Annotated in this window: 13 protein-coding genes and 1 pseudogene; 3 read left to right on the forward strand and 11 right to left on the reverse strand. The window is 65.0% G+C overall.

The features are described from left to right. Positions 1–21 precede the first annotated feature (21 nt). From phnX to RQP54_RS03400, 3 genes are all read left to right on the forward strand, one after another. Positions 22–834: a phosphonoacetaldehyde hydrolase gene (gene phnX / locus RQP54_RS03390; RefSeq protein WP_315676758.1), complete on the forward strand. Its 813-nt coding sequence runs from the start codon at positions 22–24 to the stop codon at positions 832–834. A 79-nt stretch (positions 835–913) separates the two neighbouring features. Then, positions 914–1,627, forward strand: a complete 714-nt coding sequence (locus tag RQP54_RS03395; protein ID WP_315676759.1) for an NUDIX domain-containing protein — start codon at positions 914–916, stop codon at positions 1,625–1,627. Continuing rightward, positions 1,624–2,643, forward strand: a complete 1,020-nt coding sequence (locus tag RQP54_RS03400; protein WP_315676760.1) for a transporter — start codon at positions 1,624–1,626, stop codon at positions 2,641–2,643. The genes RQP54_RS03395 and RQP54_RS03400 overlap by 4 nt, the downstream gene beginning before the upstream one ends. A gap of 87 nt (positions 2,644–2,730) precedes the next feature. On the opposite strand, the gene RQP54_RS03405 is transcribed toward RQP54_RS03400, so the two are convergent. From RQP54_RS03405 to RQP54_RS03455, 11 genes and pseudogenes are all read right to left on the reverse strand, one after another. Beyond that, positions 2,731–3,129 carry a hypothetical protein gene (locus tag RQP54_RS03405; RefSeq protein WP_315676761.1) on the reverse strand — a complete coding sequence of 133 codons (399 nt, stop codon included), beginning with the start codon at positions 3,127–3,129 and terminating at the stop codon, positions 2,731–2,733. A gap of 268 nt (positions 3,130–3,397) precedes the next feature. Further along, the gene (locus RQP54_RS03410; RefSeq protein ID WP_315676762.1) at positions 3,398–4,462 is read right to left on the reverse strand and encodes a serine/threonine protein kinase; all 1,065 of its coding nucleotides are present in this window, start codon (positions 4,460–4,462) and stop codon (positions 3,398–3,400) included. Beyond that, positions 4,462–5,601, reverse strand: a complete 1,140-nt coding sequence (locus RQP54_RS03415) for a M14-type cytosolic carboxypeptidase (protein WP_315676763.1) — start codon at positions 5,599–5,601, stop codon at positions 4,462–4,464. Before RQP54_RS03415 ends, RQP54_RS03410 begins: the two co-directional genes overlap by 1 nt. Before the next feature lie 37 nt (positions 5,602–5,638). Next, the gene (locus RQP54_RS03420) at positions 5,639–7,129 is read right to left on the reverse strand and encodes a M48 family metalloprotease (protein ID WP_315676764.1); all 1,491 of its coding nucleotides are present in this window, start codon (positions 7,127–7,129) and stop codon (positions 5,639–5,641) included. A gap of 55 nt (positions 7,130–7,184) precedes the next feature. Next, on the reverse strand, positions 7,185–8,432 hold the full coding sequence (locus RQP54_RS03425; RefSeq protein ID WP_315676765.1) for a methyl-accepting chemotaxis protein: 1,248 nt from the start codon (positions 8,430–8,432) through the stop codon (positions 7,185–7,187). 6 nt (positions 8,433–8,438) lie between these two features. Further along, positions 8,439–10,397: a DUF3604 domain-containing protein gene (locus RQP54_RS03430; RefSeq protein WP_315676766.1), complete on the reverse strand. Its 1,959-nt coding sequence runs from the start codon at positions 10,395–10,397 to the stop codon at positions 8,439–8,441. A 32-nt stretch (positions 10,398–10,429) separates the two neighbouring features. Continuing rightward, positions 10,430–11,434, reverse strand: coding sequence for a HupE/UreJ family protein (locus RQP54_RS03435; RefSeq protein WP_315676767.1), 1,005 nt, complete (start codon positions 11,432–11,434; stop codon positions 10,430–10,432). After that, positions 11,434–12,315, reverse strand: coding sequence for a peptidyl-prolyl cis-trans isomerase (locus RQP54_RS03440; RefSeq protein ID WP_315676768.1), 882 nt, complete (start codon positions 12,313–12,315; stop codon positions 11,434–11,436). Before RQP54_RS03440 ends, RQP54_RS03435 begins: the two co-directional genes overlap by 1 nt. A 10-nt stretch (positions 12,316–12,325) precedes the next feature. Next, positions 12,326–13,762 carry a coniferyl aldehyde dehydrogenase gene (locus RQP54_RS03445; RefSeq protein WP_315676769.1) on the reverse strand — a complete coding sequence of 479 codons (1,437 nt, stop codon included), beginning with the start codon at positions 13,760–13,762 and terminating at the stop codon, positions 12,326–12,328. A gap of 25 nt (positions 13,763–13,787) precedes the next feature. Next, positions 13,788–14,135: a hypothetical protein gene (locus RQP54_RS03450; protein WP_315676770.1), complete on the reverse strand. Its 348-nt coding sequence runs from the start codon at positions 14,133–14,135 to the stop codon at positions 13,788–13,790. 43 nt (positions 14,136–14,178) lie between these two features. Beyond that, positions 14,179–15,981 (reverse strand): annotated as a pseudogene (locus RQP54_RS03455) (carboxypeptidase regulatory-like domain-containing protein); the annotation flags it as partial. Positions 15,982–16,092: the final 111 nt, after the last annotated feature.

Consider the following 16,092-nt stretch of genomic DNA (forward strand, 5'->3'; position numbering starts at 1 on the left):
TCATTGAAAAGGAATTCAACTATGGCACAACAACTTCAGGCGCTGGTATTGGACTGGGCTGGTACTGTCGTCGACTTTGGCTCATTTGCACCAACACAGATCTTTGTCGATGCGTTCAAAAAAGCCTACGACTTCGAACTGAGCATCGCCCAGGCCCGCGCCCCCATGGGCCTGGGAAAGTGGCAGCACATTGAAGCGATTGGCCGGATTCCCGAGGTCGCTCAGACTTGGCACAGCCGCTTCGGACACGCTATGACCTCACATGATATTGACCACATCTACCAGACGTTCATGCCCTTGCAGGTGGAGCGCGTGGGTGCGCACAGCGATTTCATCCCGGGCGCGCTTGATGCAATCGCGCATGCACGCGGACTCGGCCTCAAGATTGGTTCCACCACCGGCTATCCGCGCGCAGTGATGCAGGTGCTGATGCAAATTGCGGCAAAGAATGGGTACTCGCCCGACTGCACCATCTGCGCGGACGATCTGGAGGCTGGATCGCGGCCCGGTCCCTGGATGGCGCTCGAATGCGTGCAAAAACTAAAGATCGAAGCAGTTTGGCGCTGCGTCAAAGTCGATGACACCGTGCCGGGGCTGGCTGAGGGCCGCAACGCCGGCATGTGGACCGTGGGTCTGGCGCTTTCGGGAAGCCCAGCGGGCTGGACATTGGACGAATATGAGCGAGCCTCTGATCAAGAGCGCCAGAACGTACGCGAACGTGTAGCTTCGGAGTTCAAATGCGTCGATCCTCACTATGTCATCGACTCCCTGCGGGATCTACCGGCGGTACTCAACAGGATTGAGCATCGCATGCAGGCGGGTGAACGGCCCTGATACCCTGCGGCCCATGTCTCGCATGCAGCAACCGCCATCCAGCTATATCCCATGGCGCCACCAGGGGCACACCCTTGGCATGCTGCACCGGGCCTTGCAGATTGGCTTGCAGGACCTGTCCGAATGTTCCAAGGATGATGCAGGTGCTGTGTTCGAATTTCGAGGAGTGTCGCTGACCGAGTCGCTGGAACAAGCGCACTCTTCCTTGGTGCGCGCCCAGCTTGCTCCACCGCCTGGCCAGGAAAAGATTGATGTGTGGCAGCCGAACAGTCGCGTCTGCATTGGCCAGGTGGACCGACAGTTGGCGCGCCTGCTTGGCATGGAAATGCACAGCGCCCACCTGCTTGTGGTGTCCGACCGTGGTATCTGCCTGCAGCAGCGCGCCTTGCACAAAGCGGTCGATCCCGGACTGTGGGACACCACCGTCGGTGGCACCTGCATTGCAGGTGAATCGCCCGAGCAGACGCTGGTGCGTGAAATGTACGAAGAGGCGGGACTCGTTCCCAGCCAGCTTTTGGGCCAACGGCATATCGGAGACTGGCATTTCGATCGACCTGCGCACCTCGGCACTTACTCGGCGTGGCAGAACGAGCACATTCATGTCTGCGTTGCACGCCTGGCCGATCCTCACTGGGTGCCACTTTGCCACGACGAGGAAGTCATGGCTTTCGCGTGGTACTCCCTTGATGACTTGCAGACCCTACATTTGAACTTGCCGTTGACGCATGAACTGAGAGTCGTGGTGCAGGCACCGCAGTTCCATGCCTTTCTCACAGAGGTGGATCTCTCATGAGCAATGAGGCCGCAACTGCATCTGAATATGGAGCTGATCGCAGTGGCCTGGTTTTTGGCTTCCACTTCAGTGCAGATGGAAAGCCGCACCCGCTGACCACGCAGGACGCACTGAACGCCATTGCCGACAATGCGTTGGATGGATTCTTGTGGCTCCATTTTTCTCTGGCACATGCCAGTGCTGAACGATGGATTGCCGAAAACTTGCCGGTGCCCCAGGCTTTTCGTGAAGCTTTGCACGACGCCTCGCGCAGCACCCGTATTGAACTCGCAGACGATACTTTGGTGGCGGTGATGAACGATGTCAGCTACGACTTCCAGTTCGAACCTTCTGACATTTCGACCTTGTGGCTTTCGGTAGGGCCACGCCTTGTGGTCAGCGCACGCATCCAGCCGTTACGGTCCATAGACTTGCTTCGCAATGCAGTGCGCAAGGGGAGCACAATCCTTTCTCCGGTGGGGCTCCTCGTGAGACTCATGCAGGACCAGTCTGATGTGCTGGCCCACATTGCTCGCACAGCGAGCACCAAGGTCGACACACTGGAGGACAACCTCCTGTCAGGGCGTTTGGCCGCCAAGCGCGCCGATTTAGGCACCTTGCGGCGTGTACTTGTGCGGCTGTTACGACTGTTGGCCCCGGAACCCGCCGCCCTTTTCCGTCTGTTACGCGTGCCACCTGGATGGGCGGACGCAGAGGACATCGCCGAATTGCGGCACGCAGCCGAAGACTTCAATCTTTCGTTGAGAGACATGTCCAACTTGCAAGAACGCATCAAGCTGTTGCAGGAAGAGATTGCCGGACGAGTCGCCGAAGCCAATAATCGCAGCCTGTTTGTTCTTACGGTAGTGACCGTGCTGGCGCTACCAATCAACATCCTGGCCGGATTGTTCGGAATGAACGTTGGAGGCATTCCATTCTCCGAAAACCCCCACGGATTCTGGATCCTTCTCTCCATCGTTGCTGTCTTTACCGTAATCGCGGCCTTGCTTGCCCTTCGGTACGGCAATGAGCGGTAATCAACTTCGTTGTGCGTCTCCGACACCCCACTGAGGAGAAGTAGCTCCTCTTTAGGCAGTTGCGTCAATTCACCACTGTTCCTTGCCTTAAGGAACCGCATGCAGATATTTTTTTACCTGCAAGTCTCTGTCGCTGATATGGTGCTCGGCCCATACCTTTAAGTCTGATACCAAAGCGTTGTGATCACCAATCCCCGCTTGCTCCGCTCTCAAGTGGTCCTCAAACTTCTTTCTACTCAACAGATGAATTGCACGGTGTTCTTCTAGCGTTGGGCAAAGATTCCGCGCAAGAATGGCCTCCTCCAACCCATCGTGCAACTTGGACATCGCAACAAAGTCGTCAAGCAAGTCGCAAAGTGTGCTGGATAAGGCGCTTCCCTCGACGCAAGCCACAACCGCGCGTCCAATTTCGATCAACGTGATGTGTTGCTCATCGAGCTCTGCATTTTCAGTACTCAGCTGGGCTGACCAAGAATCAATGTGCATTAATAAAGCGAGCTATTAGTTGATCAAGCAAATTCGCGAACGGATTTCCTGAAGGATATTTGAAGTCATCTTGTGCTGGCTACCCCAAAACCAGTTACGCCACTGTCATCTCACAAATTTCTAGGAAACAAGCTTGTTCCATCATTTCGGACAGGGGGATTAGGAGCTGATGAATTTATTTGAACCGACAAGCAGACATTCGTCACAGTCGGCTACTGGCCCAAAGCGTGAAATCCAATCCCCTCTGGCTGCGCCGCGGCGGCGTCACTCAGACGATGAGTGGCTCTTCCTGCATGGCCTCGATCTGCTCGTCGAGCATCTGCACCTGCCCCTGCCAGTAGTCGCTGCTGCCGAACCAGGCAAAGTGGTGGCGGAACGTCGGGTCGTCCCAGCGCCGCGCCAGCCAGGCGCTGTAGTGGATCAGGCGCAGGGTGCGCAAGGGTTCGATCAGGGCCAGTTCGCGGCGATCGAACGCACGGAACTGCTCGTAGCCGTCCACCAGCATACCCAGTTGGCGCTGGCGGTCGCGGCGCTCGCCGCTGACCAGCATCCACAGGTCCTGCACCGCCACGCCGGTGCGGGCGTCGTCCAGGTCGACGAAATGCGGGCCGGGGCCAGCGCTGACGGCGGCGTCCAAGGGCGTCCACAGGATGTTGCCGGGGTGGCAGTCGCCATGCAGGCGAATCTGGCGCAGAGCCGCCACTTCACTGCCATTTTGGCCTGTAGCCCGCGAAATATCTGCGTGAGCAGCTATCAACTCCATAGCGAGAGCCGACTTCTTCTCCCAGGCACTGCGCACATCCAGCGGCAGGAAGTCGTTCTCCAGCAGCCAGTTGCGCGGCTCCACCCCGAAGGTCTGCAGGTTCAGCGCCGGGCGGTGCACGAAGGGCTGGCGTGCGCCCACGGCGTGCAGCCGCGCCAGGAAGCGCCCGATCCACTCCAGCACTTCGTCGTCATCCAGCTCGGGCGCGCGCCCGCCCCGGTAGGGGCTGACGCTGAAGGCGTAGCCGCCCTGCTGGTGCAGGGTCTGGCCATCGAGCACCAGCGGCGCCACCACCGGCACTTCGGCGGCGGCCAGCTCCAGGCTGAAGGCATGTTCCTCGGCAATCTGGTCCTTGCTCCAGCGACCGGGGCGGTAGAACTTGGCCACCACGGTGCCGATGTCGGTACCGGGAACCGGGCGGTCCAGGTGCACCAGGAAGACACGGTTCTCGTAGGAGTTGAGCGCCATGAGGCGCCCGTCGCCCAGCAACCCGACCGCGGCCAGGGCGTCGAGCACCCGGTCCGGGTCGAGGGCTGCAAAATCCTCGGCAGCGTTGTGGTCCGTGGCCACTAGACCACCGCCAGCAAGGGTTGCAGCACGCTGGCACCGAGCTTCTTGGAGCGGGCCCCGTTCCAACCCACCAGCGCATCGGGCCAATCGGCGTTGTCCTTGAACGGCATCTCGATGGTGTGGGCCAGGCAATTGAACTGCTGCGCCACCCAGTTGGTGGCCAGGCTCAGGTTGGCCTGTCCGGGCTCGTCGTAGCCGTAGTGGTGGGTGTCCTGGAAGTCGGGGCAGGCCGCCATCCAGGCCGCCTTGAAGCGCCCCTCCAGGTCGGCAATGAAGGGGGTGTAGCCGGGGGTTCCTTCCGAACCGACCACGAAGTTGTAGGGCAGCGCCTCGTCGCCGTGGGCATCCAGGAACAGGTCCACCCCGGTGGCCAGCATCTTCTCGCGCACCAGGAACACCTCGGGCGAGCGCTCCATGCTCGGCGAGAGCCATTCGCGGTTGAGGTTGGCGCCGGCCGCGTTGGTGCGCAGGTTGCCGCGCACCGAGCCATCGGGGTTCATGTTGGGCACCACATGGAACACGCACTGCGCCAGCAACTGGCGCGAGACCGAATCGGTGCGGTCCAGCAAGCGCTCCAGGAAGCCCTCGACAAACCACTCGGCCATGGTCTCACCCGGGTGCTGGCGCGCAATGAGCCAGACCTTGCGGCGCTGTGCCAGGGGCATCAGCGAGTCTGGCGCGGTGATGCGCAGCAGGCTCAGGTCGCGCCCGTCCAGCGTGGCGCCCAGGCGCTCCTGCTCCACGCAGTCACTGGCCGAGGCACCCGCCAGCAGGTCCAGGTGCTGCTCCCACGAATAGGGCTCGAAATAGGCAAAGTAGACGGTCTGGGCACTGGGCACCATGTGGGCGCGCATGACGCTGCCATCAAATTCGGTGTCAATGCGGAACCAGTGCTGGCGGTCGAAGCTCGCCACCACCCGGTAGCCCTCCCAGCCCTTGGGGTAGGCGCACTGGCCGGCGTTCTCGAAATGCAGCGTCACCGGCTGCGCGGCCGCCCCGTGCAGGGCGAAATGGAACCATTGGGCGAACTCGGCCGCATTGTCGGCACGGATGCGCAGCCGGATGTTGCGGCTGTCCTGGCACTCCAGCACCTCGATGGCGCCGGAGTCGAAAGCGGTGGAAATGTGCAGTGCAGTCATGCAGCGAGCATACCGCGGGCACCACCCGCCCAGCACCTTATCGCGCCACCACCACCTTCACCATCTGCCCCGGCTTGGGCTCGCCGCCGCCATAGACACCGTTGAGCAGGCGCAGCTGCTGCTCGGCGCGAGGCAGGGGCGAATTACGGGCCAACTCGGCAAAACCGCCCTTGGGGTACGGCGCGGTGGCGATGGCCCATTCGCGCGCCTGGCTGCGGTCCTGCGCGCTTAGCGGTCGAAACGAGGATTCCACCGCCTGCAAGCCGGGCATGGCGCGCTGCAGGGCTGCGGTATCGCGCGCCAGGTACTGCAGCAGGTAGGTGTTGTCACCGGGGCCACTGACCACCGTGGCCTCCAGGCGCTGGCTGCCCTGGGCCGTCTGCCGCGCCCCGACGAAATGGGTGGCCGACAGACCATTCATGCTGCGTGCCTCGGTGCGGCCCTGGGTCGGCTTGAGCACGTTGCGCAGCACCTCATTGTGGTTGCGCCCGGCCGAAGGCGGCACCACGCGCAACACCAGGCCGGCGTCCCCGGCGGCATTGAGCACGGTCAGCTGCGCTTCGTCGTTCTGGATGCGCCAGCCCTGCGGTGCCGTCAAGGCCACTCCCAGTGTTGGGTGGTAGAACTCGCGCCCCCGCACCAGCCCTTGTGCCGCGCTGTCGCCGAAGGTGATGCCGGCAATCGCCTTCTGGTAGCGCGCACGGCCCTCGTCTTCGTACTTGCCGTTCTGGTACTGGGCTGCCAGGTTCGAGATCATTTCCAGCCGCTGGTCGTTCGAGGGGTGCGATGCGAGCCAGTCGTTGCCCTTGGGCACGGGCCGCCCCTCGGCGCGTGCCACGTCGGCCGCGTACTGTTCCTGGGCCTTCAGCGCGCGGATCACGTCGACCATGTTGCGCGGGTCGTAGTGCACCCTGGAGAGGTATTCCGCCCCCAGCGAATCGGCCTGCAGCTCCTGCTCACGGCCATACGAAGCGATGTATCCGGCGGCCGCAGTCTGGGACAGATCACCCGCCAGGCGCCCGGCCCCGCCAAAGCCCTGGCTTTCCAGCACTGCACCGAGGACCGAGGCCGCCAGCACGCCCAGGGTGGCGTCCTGCTGCTTGGTGGCGCGCTGGGCACCATGGCGCGCAGTCACGTGGCCAATCTCGTGCCCCATGACCCCGGCCAGGTCGGCTTCACTCTCCAGGTAGGGCAAGATGCCACGCGTGACGTACACGTAGCCACCCGGCAGGGCAAAGGCGTTGATCTCGGGGCTGTCGAGCACCGTGAAGTGCCACTGCAGGTGGCTGCGGTGCGACTGCGCGGCCAGTTTGTTGCCCAGGGCCGTCACGTAGGCCTGCAGCGCCGGGTTGGCCACCTTGCCATATTCCTTGAGCACTTCGGCGTGGGCCTTGGCGCCTTCGGCCAGCTCGTCGTCCTCGCTCATCACCGAGCGCTCGGCCTCGCCCGTCACCGGATTGACCATGGTGCTTCCGCACCCGGCCAGCAGGGCCACCCCCAGAATCAGTCCATACCCAAAACGCCGCATACGTTCTCCTTGCACCCTGTGTTGCCAGGGATTGTAGGAAAGCGCAGCAATCGCTCTACAGGCGGAAGGCGGCCACGGCCTCGTGCATGCGGGCCGATTCGGTGCGCAGGGCAGCAGCTGCAGCGGCAGACTCCTCCACCAAGGCCGCGTTCTGTTGCGTCATCTGATCCACGTGCCCCACCACCTGGCCAAGTTCGTCGATGCTGGTGCTCTGGGCGGCGGTGGCTTCGCGCATGTGCCCCACCAGCGCGGCCACCTGCTGCACCGCCTCGGCGATGGCTTGCATGCGTTCACCGGCCTCCTGCACCTGGTCGGACCCGGTCTCGACCTGCTCTACCGAGGAGGTGATGAGGGTCCGGATTTCCTTGGCGGCCTCGGCCGACCTGCCGGCCAGGCTGCGCACCTCGCTGGCGACCACGGCAAAACCACGCCCCTGCTCGCCCGCGCGTGCTGCCTCCACCGCCGCATTGAGGGCCAGGATGTTGGTCTGGAACGCGATGCCATCGATCACCGCAATGATCTCGGCGATCTTGCGCGAGGCGGCGTGGATGCCCGCCATGGTGCTCACCACCCGGTTGACGGAGGCGCTTCCTTCCTGCACGGCGTGCGAGGCCGAGGTGGCCACGGCACTGGCCTGCTGCGTTGATGACGCATTGGTGCGCACCGTCTGCGTCAGGCTTGCCAGGGTCGCTGCCGTCTGCTCCAGGCTGGCGGCCGTCTGTTCGGTGCGGGAGGACAGGTTCATGGAGCCCTCGGCCACTTCGGCCGCCGAGTGCGCAATGACTTCGGACGAGGCGCGCACCGCGTTCAGGGTTTCCTTCAGCGAGGCCTGCATCGAGGCCAGCGCCTCGGTCAGTTCTCCGGTTTCGTCGCGGCTGATGGCCACGATGTCACCGCGCAGGTCGTGGTTGGCAATGCGCATGGCCGCATCGCGGGCCTGGGTCACTGGGCGCACCACCCGGGCACGGATGAACAGGCTTGCCAGCACGATCCCAAGCCCCCCAACGCCCAGCGAGGTGAGGCCGAAGCCCAGCGCCAGGCGCAGGTCGCTCAGTAGCTCATTGCGCATGGCCCAGAACGACGCAGCGTCCCGCGCTGCGCCAACCTGCCCGATCTCGGCCCAGAGCTTCCAGAACACCACGCCGGAAAAGCAGGTACAGGCCACCAGCACTGCGCCAAAGGCCAGCAGCAGTCGTACCAGTATGGTGACACCACCAGCCGATGCCGCAGCAAACGGCTTGGCGACCAGGGGCCCGGCAGCCGGCGCATCCACCGGTGTCAGGGAGTAGTGAGTGGGTGACATGGGGTGCTACCTCGCAGGGGTGTACCAGATGGGGGAACTCCAGGCGCGTTCCTGGATCGTCTGCGGCACATTGGGTGGATGGGCCACACCGAGCTTGAGCGCGTCGTACTGGCTGTAGCGGCACACCGGGTTCTCCAGCACGCGCACGTAGTAGAAGGCCGACTGCGTGGGCTGGAACTCGGGGTCGCTCCAGGTGGTGGCAAGTTCGGGTGCGCCCTTGTCCTGCGAGATGGCGCAAGTCTGCAGGTCCACCTTGGCACCGTTGTCGGGGCAGCGGTGCGTCTTGGCATCGGGCTTGCCACCATCCGAGCAGGCCACGTCGTACACCCGTTCCTGGGTGCTGCCGTCGGCGGTGAGCCAGCCCTTGACGATCTGCACGCGCTGCAGCGGGGCGGACTGCACATCGCGCAGGGCCCACACCAGGAAGGATGGCGCCTTGCCCGCAGGGGCCGCGGCCAGGGTGCCACCCATGGGCACGCCCTGGGCATAGGCGGTCTTCACCATGTCGCCCTGCTGGTGCAGGTTGGATGCAAAGCCGTAGCCACCGAAGAAGCGCACCCGCAGGCGTGTGCCGCTGGTGCCCCAGCTCTCGCGGCGCTGCAGGCTGTCCCAGATCGCCGGGCGCGTGTTCTCCTCGGCCCAGACACCGGTCAGGCCACCGGGGTTGATGCCGCCGGGTGCGATGCCCAGCTTCTTGGAGACGATGGTCTGCTTCATGCCCAGCCGGTACTCGGGCGTGGTGTCGATGGGGGTGGCATGGCCGTTGTAGCCCTTCTCAGCCGTGTCGCCAGGCATGCCGTTGTGGTTGTCGGTGCTGCCGACCAGGCCGAACTGGAACGGGTTGAAGCCCCATTTCTTCTCTTCCGCCAGACCCTTCTTGAGCACGTTGCGCACCATGTCGTTCTGTGCCACGCAGCGCACCGCATGGATGCCGGTCTTGTCGTCAACGAGCTCCTCGCCGGGCTTGCAGGTCGGCCACAGGTTCTCGAAACCACACTCCTCATCGGTGTTGCCCACACCGCGGGCGCATTCGGAGCCGCCCTTGGCCTGGAACACCTCGACCAGGCGTTCGTACTTGGCACGCAGGGCCAGGTTCTCGCGCGTCACGGGCGACGCGTCGGAATTGCGGTCGCCGAACATCAGCCCCCAGGAAAAGTTCGGGTTGTGCGGAATGGACAGGGCCTTGCAGGCGCCAGTGCAGTTCAGGTCCAGCCAGCGCAGCAGGTCTTCGGCAAAACCGTCGGTGGCACCGAACACGGTATCAGGCACCTTGGCACCACGGTAGATGATGTTGCGGTGAAGCATGCCGCCCATCACCAGCGTGGGGCTGTATTCGTAGCCGATGAAGCTGGTGAACTTGCCGGGCTCGTAGGCGTCGTTGGCCGCATTCTGGGTGTCCTGCCAGACCGAGGGGGCGGAGGCGATGCAGTCCTGCCCGTCCTTGCCGCAGATGCCCGGCGGGTAGTAGCCGCGCTTGGGGCCGTTCTGCACCAGGGCGTCGAACAGGCGCGGAAACACCGGCAGCAGCTTGTAGCGCAAGCCGATGCAGTCCAGGCTCCAATAGTTCGGGCTCTTGGAATTCAGGCACTGGTGCACCCCGCCCATGCCCTCGGCATGGTCGGTCACCGCGGCGAAGTCCAGTGGTGCGGCCAGCTTCTGCACGATGCCGCTGTCGCCGATCTCCATCGGTTCGCCCTTGGCAAAGCGGTAGGCCATGCGCGGGTCGAGCCGGTTGCCGAACACGTTGGCGTCCATCGAGTACTTGGTGTGCAGGTGCAGTTCGCCGAAGTAGGCATTGCGCTGCGGGTTGGGTGGCGGGGCGTCGGCGCCACGCAGCGGCTCCATCACCTTGGCCACGGACAGCACCAGGTCCGGGTCGTGCTGGGCAAACACGAGGTAGCCCACCCCCCCGACCACTACCAGGCCCACCAGCCCACCGAGCCATTGGAATATGCGTTTGATCATCATCGGTCTCCAGTTGTCATTGTTCGAGTCATTCACAGGCCCAGCACCGGCACCATGCGTTGCAGCCACCAGAAGCCCGCCCAGCCACCCAGGCCCCACAGAGGCGCAGCCCGCCACGACGCCGGTGCGTGGCGGCTGGCGTGGCGCAGCAGGGCCAGCAGGGGCAGCACCAGGCCCACGAACAGCAGTTGCCCCAGTTCGACCCCCAGGTTGAACAGCAGCAAGGCGGCAGGCACATCGCCCGCAGGCAGCCCCACCTGCGACAGAGCCCCGGCAAAGCCCAGCCCGTGCAGCAACCCGAATACGAAAGCCACCACGGCAGGATGCGGCGTGCCACCGGCAGGCCGCCCGGCCTGTCGCAACACCAGCTCACGCGCCAGGAACAGGATGGACAGGGCGATGCAGGCCTCCACCGGCGCGGCGGGCACCCGCACCCAGCCCAGCGCCGCCAGCCCCAGCGTCAGGCTGTGGGCCAGGGTGAACGCGGTGATGGTCTGCAGCAGCCGCAGTCGCTCCCGCACCAGCAGCACCAGGCACAGCACGAACAGCAGGTGGTCCGCCCCGGTAAGGATGTGCTCCACCCCCAGCAGCAGGTAGTCCGAAACTGCCAGCGCAAGCGCTGCGCGCGATGCCAGGGCGACCTCGGGCGCGCGCGGGTGGGCGATGGCAGTCCACTGCGTGCCATCGGCATAGTCCACGCGCACCAGCACATCGACCAGCGTCAGCGGCAAGCCTGCGAAATGCACGCGCTCACCGCCGTGCAGTCCGGCACTGCAGGCCAGCTGCCAAAGGGCCAGGCGGGCACCGGGAGACGGACGCTGCTCGGGCGCGCTGCGCATCGTGCAGGTCTCGGGAAACACCGGGCGTACCTCCGGCACCACCCCCTGGGTATCGGGCAGGCGCCACTGCACGTCAAAGACACCGGGCGTGCGCTCCTGCAGCATCAGCGAGGCCGGCAGGCTTTCGTGCGCGCACGCCGTACCCATGCCGACCAGCAGCAGGACGACCAGCCACACCCAGGCGCCGATGCGGACCATCAACGCCCGCTCCCGAGCGCCTGGCCCGGCACGGCCTGTGGCTGCGCATCCGCACGCACCACGGTGTAGCGTGCGCGCAGCCGTGCATAGGCGTCGTCCCGGGCTGCTGCCACACGCGCCTCGCCCAAATCGGCCGCGACGCGATCGCGCACCTGCTCCCAGGGCGCCACGCGACCCGGCACACGTTCCAGCACGCGCACCAGGTGCCAACCGTAGGGCGACGCCAGCGGCGCCGACCATGCCCCGGGCGAGAGCGTCTGCACGGCCTGGGCAAAGGGTTCGCCGAAATCGCGCACCAGCTGTTCCGGGGTCTGCGCCGGCAGCATGCGCCCCAGCATGAACCGGTCGCCAGGCTCCGCTGCCCCGGCCAGCAGGGCGTCGCGCACGCGGCGTAGCCGCGCTTGCGTGGCCTGCGTCGTCGCCTGGGGACGGACATACACCTGCTCCAGACGCAGGCGCGGTGCCAGCTGGTAGCGTTCGGGGTGGGCTGCGAGGTAGGCGCGCTGTTCGGCTTCGGTCGGCGCCTGCACCTCGCCATGGGCCAGGAATTCCATCTTCTGCGCCAGGCGTCGGCGCACGATGGCGTCTTCCTGGTCCAGCCCCTGGGTGCGGGCTTCGCGCACCAGCACTTCCTCGCGCACATGGGCCTCCACCAGGTCGTCGAGCTGGCGCTGCGTCGGCGGTCGGCCCCACTGCTGCAAGGCCTGCGCGCGCAGGCGCTGGAGCGTATCCGCATCCACGGAAATGGTGCTTTTTTGGCCACTAGCCCGCATGGATATTGCGTAGTCAGCTACAAATATCAGAGCGCCTAGCAACAGGAACAGCACCAGGGGCTCACGCCCCCAGCGCCGTACGCGTTCCATGCCTGCCTGCCGTGCCATGGGCTGCGCCTCAGAACGGCTTGACCACGTTGGGGTCGCCCTTGCCGGTGAACAGTGCCAGCGACAGGTGCTGCACGACGTTGCCGTAGGGCGGGTAGAACAGGTCGATGGGGAAGAAGCGGTGGCGCTTGAACACGGTGCGGGCGTGCGAGAGTTCGCGGAAGCCCTCTTCGCCGTGGTAGGTTCCCATGCCCGAGTTGCCCACGCCGCCGCACGGTGCGTCGTGGTTGATGAAGTGCCAGCCCCAGTCGTTGAGGGTGACGCCGCCGGAGTGGGTGTGGGTCAGCAGGTGCTCGCGCGCACGGGCATCGTGGCTGAAGCAGTACAGCGCCAGCGGGCGTGGGCGGCTGTGGATCTCGCGCAGCACCTCGTCGAGGCTGTCGTACACCAGCACCGGCAGGATCGGGCCGAAGATCTCCTCCTGCATCAGCGCCATGTCGGACGTGCAGCCGGTGACGATGTGCAGGGGCAGGCGCTGGCCATCGCCTGCGGGTCCGCAGACCGTGACCGTGGCGCCCTTGGCGCGGGCGTCGTCGAGCAGCTGGCGGATGCGGGCCGCATGGCGTGCGTTGATGACCGAGGTGTACTCGGCATTGCCCAGCACATTGCTGCCATAGAAGCGCGCCTGGGTCTCCTGCAGCGCCTGCACGAACTCGGCCAGGCCGGCACGCGGCACCAGGGCGTAGTCGGGGGCGACGCAGATCTGGCCGCAGTTCACCCCCTTGCCGTGGGCAATGCGCTTGGCGGCATCGCGCATGGAGTAGTCGGGCAGCACCACGGCGGGCGACTTGCCACCGAGTTCGAGCGTGACCGGCGTGAGGTTCTTCGCTGCTTGGCCCATGACAACGCGGCCGATGGCGGGCGAGCCGGTGAACACGATGTGGTTGAAGGGCAGCGCCGTGAAGTCGTTGGGGTCGCCCTGCTCGGCACCGAACACCGCCACCAGGTGGGGCGGGAACACCTCGGCCAGCAGCTGGCGCAGCGTGGCCGTGGTGCGCGGGGTGTTGTCGGGCATGCGCAGCATCACGCGGTTGCCAGCGGCCAGCGCGGCGGCCATGGGGCCCAGGGCCAGGTAGACCGGGAAGTTCCAGGTGGCGATGACGCCGACCACCCCCTTGGGCTGGTAGTGCACCTGCAGGCTGTTGCTCAGGAACAGCAGTTCGGTATGGCGCTTAGATGGACGCATCCAGCGGCGCAGGTGGGTGATGGCGTGGTTGATCTCCAGCGTCGTCGGCAGGATGTCGAGCATCTTGGTCTCGGCCGCGGCGCGGCCGCCGAAGTCCTGGTCGATGGCCGCGATCAGCACGTCCTGGTAGCGCAGCAGCTGGCGCTTGAGCGCCTTGAGCCGGTCCTTGCGCTCGGCCGCACTCGGGTAGGGCTGGGCCAGGGCGGCCGCCTGCTGATGTTCAAAGGTCGGCTGCAGTGCCGGCAGGGGGGGTGTCGTCATGGGGTTCTCCTCGGGTTCTTGGGGTTCAGGCGTGCCGGTGTCCGCGCAGGTGCATCAGCTGACGCACCTGCAGCACCACCACGACCCAGGTCACCACGAACGAGGCCAGGGCAAAGCCCAGGCCCACGCTGTCGCCCTGCAGCCAATGCACGTAGACCGGCAGCGGTGCACGGTACTCGTCGTAGGCCGGGGCGATGCCAAGGCTGGCAATGCCACAACTGAGCACAAAGCGGGTCGAGTCCTTGAACCAGAGCTGGGCGAAGTGATCAAACAATTTGGCCAGGGCCACAAAGGGCAGTCCGTACACCACCAGCAGCGGGGCCATCAGGACGGTGATGAGGGCGTAGATGAAGAAGGTTTGCAAGCTATCCATGGTCGTGCTCCGGTTGTTGCTTGGAAGAGGCCCGGGTGGTCTTGGCACTGGCGGGCTTGGCCGCAGCCACCGCGCCGGGTTCGCCATCGGGGTAGAGGCAGATGAAGGACGCCAGACCGCCTTCGATACCGTAGGCCGGCAGGTTGCTCGAACTCGAACACACGGCACCGTCCTTGGTGAAGGCCCAGTCGCGCAGCCAGGTCACGCGGGTCGGCAGCGGGTAGCTCACGAACTCCTTGGTGGTGGGCAGGAAGCGGAAGGCGCGGTCCGACATGTTGGAGGTGATCCAGACGTCGCCGGTCTTGGGGTGCACGTTGAGCGCGTAAGGCACCTCGTACTCGTTGTGTGCCAGCAGCGGCAGCTTGAAGGTCTCGAACTTCTGCGTGCGGGTGTCGAACTTCATCACGCCGCTGTCGTCGAAAGCCGGAATCCAGAGGTTGCCTAGCTTGTCGAAGCGCAGGCGCCGCGGGCCCTTGAACGGCGTATCGAACTCGGTCACCTGCTGGGTCTTGGGGTCGATGCGGCCGATCTTGTTGGCATTGAGCTTGGCGTACCAGATCGAGCCGTCCAGCGGGTGGACGTCGATGCCATAAGGGAAGGGAAAGGCACTGCGCCCCTGGAATGCCCACTTGGCGTGGTTCACGCCCATGTGCATGTTCATCTTGGGGAACCAGGCCCCGATCTTCAGCACCCACGGGAACAGGTAGTGCGACACGCCGCTCCAGAAGCCTTCCTCCGGCAGGTGGATGATGGTGAACTTCTCGGTCTTGGGGTCGAAGCGGCCGACCTCGTTGGACGCCACGATGGTGAACCAGACGATGCCCTCGGCGTCGATGCGGATGGTGTGCGGGTACAGGTGCGAGCGCCCCACATCGAACAGCTTGAACTGCTTGGTGGCCGGGTCGAACGAGGCGATGGTGCTGGACAGCGCGTTGGTGATCCAGAACTTGCCATCCTTGGCCTGTACCATGCTGTGCGGGCCGTGCTGGCCGGTGAACACGCCGATGGGCAGCTGCACGCCCTGGAACACACCGCCTTCGGGCAGACCGATGTCGGGCAGCTTGTACTCGTTGATCTTGCCGGTCTTGCGCTCCAGGTGCCAGATCACGTCGTGCCCTTCGTCGGCGCCGTAGAGGTCCTCGTCCTCACCCACATCGGTGTCGTGGATGAAGGTCATGGCATCACCAGCCACCCATTCCTTGATGCGCGTCGGTGCGATGCGCGGATCCCACACGTGCTTCTGCACCGCCTGCACCGGCTTGCCGTCGAAACCCTTGGCCAGGGTCTGGGTGATCTCCTTGGACTCCTTGTTGGTGAGCATGGCGAAGTAGCCCTCCATGCGCAGCACGGTGGAGCGCCAGGCGCTCTCCTCGCGCGGTACGCGGGTGAGCGCATTGCCGACCTGGTGGCAGTAGTTGCACTGGCTGATGAAGGCCTCGCGCGTGTTGGCGCTGGGGAAGGGCAGCGTGCTCTGGTGCGCCGAGGCCGACAGACTCTCGGACAGCTCCGCCGCCACACTGTGGCGCACCAGGGAAAAGTCGGCGCTGCGCTGTGCCACCAGCGGCAGGTCCACCACCATGCTGGCGTCCCTGAAGTAGGGTTGGCGGGCGCGCACCGTGAGCTTGCCGGCAAAGTCCACCGACAGGCTGTAGCGGCCGCTGGCATCGGAATACACGGTTTCGCGGCGCTTGCTGTCGGCACTGAACACCGTGACCATGGCCCCGACCAGGGGCTTGCCCTGCTCCATGACCACACCGCTGAGGGTGCCCGCCGGGGACACGATGGGCCAGGCCGCCAACAGCGCCACGGCTAGGGAAACTGCCGACCCTTGGTTCCATGTTTTCATCCGATACTCCATGCGTATTGATTGCGTACCATCCGCCAGCCCGAAGGCCGCGGTGACTGGGTTCGCATGGTGTCGGGGATGGCGCTCCGGCGCGATGTTTGGATCCGACAC

Source organism: Curvibacter sp. APW13 (assembly GCF_032337135.1).
Taxonomy (GTDB): Bacteria; Pseudomonadota; Gammaproteobacteria; order Burkholderiales; family Burkholderiaceae_C; genus Allorhodoferax.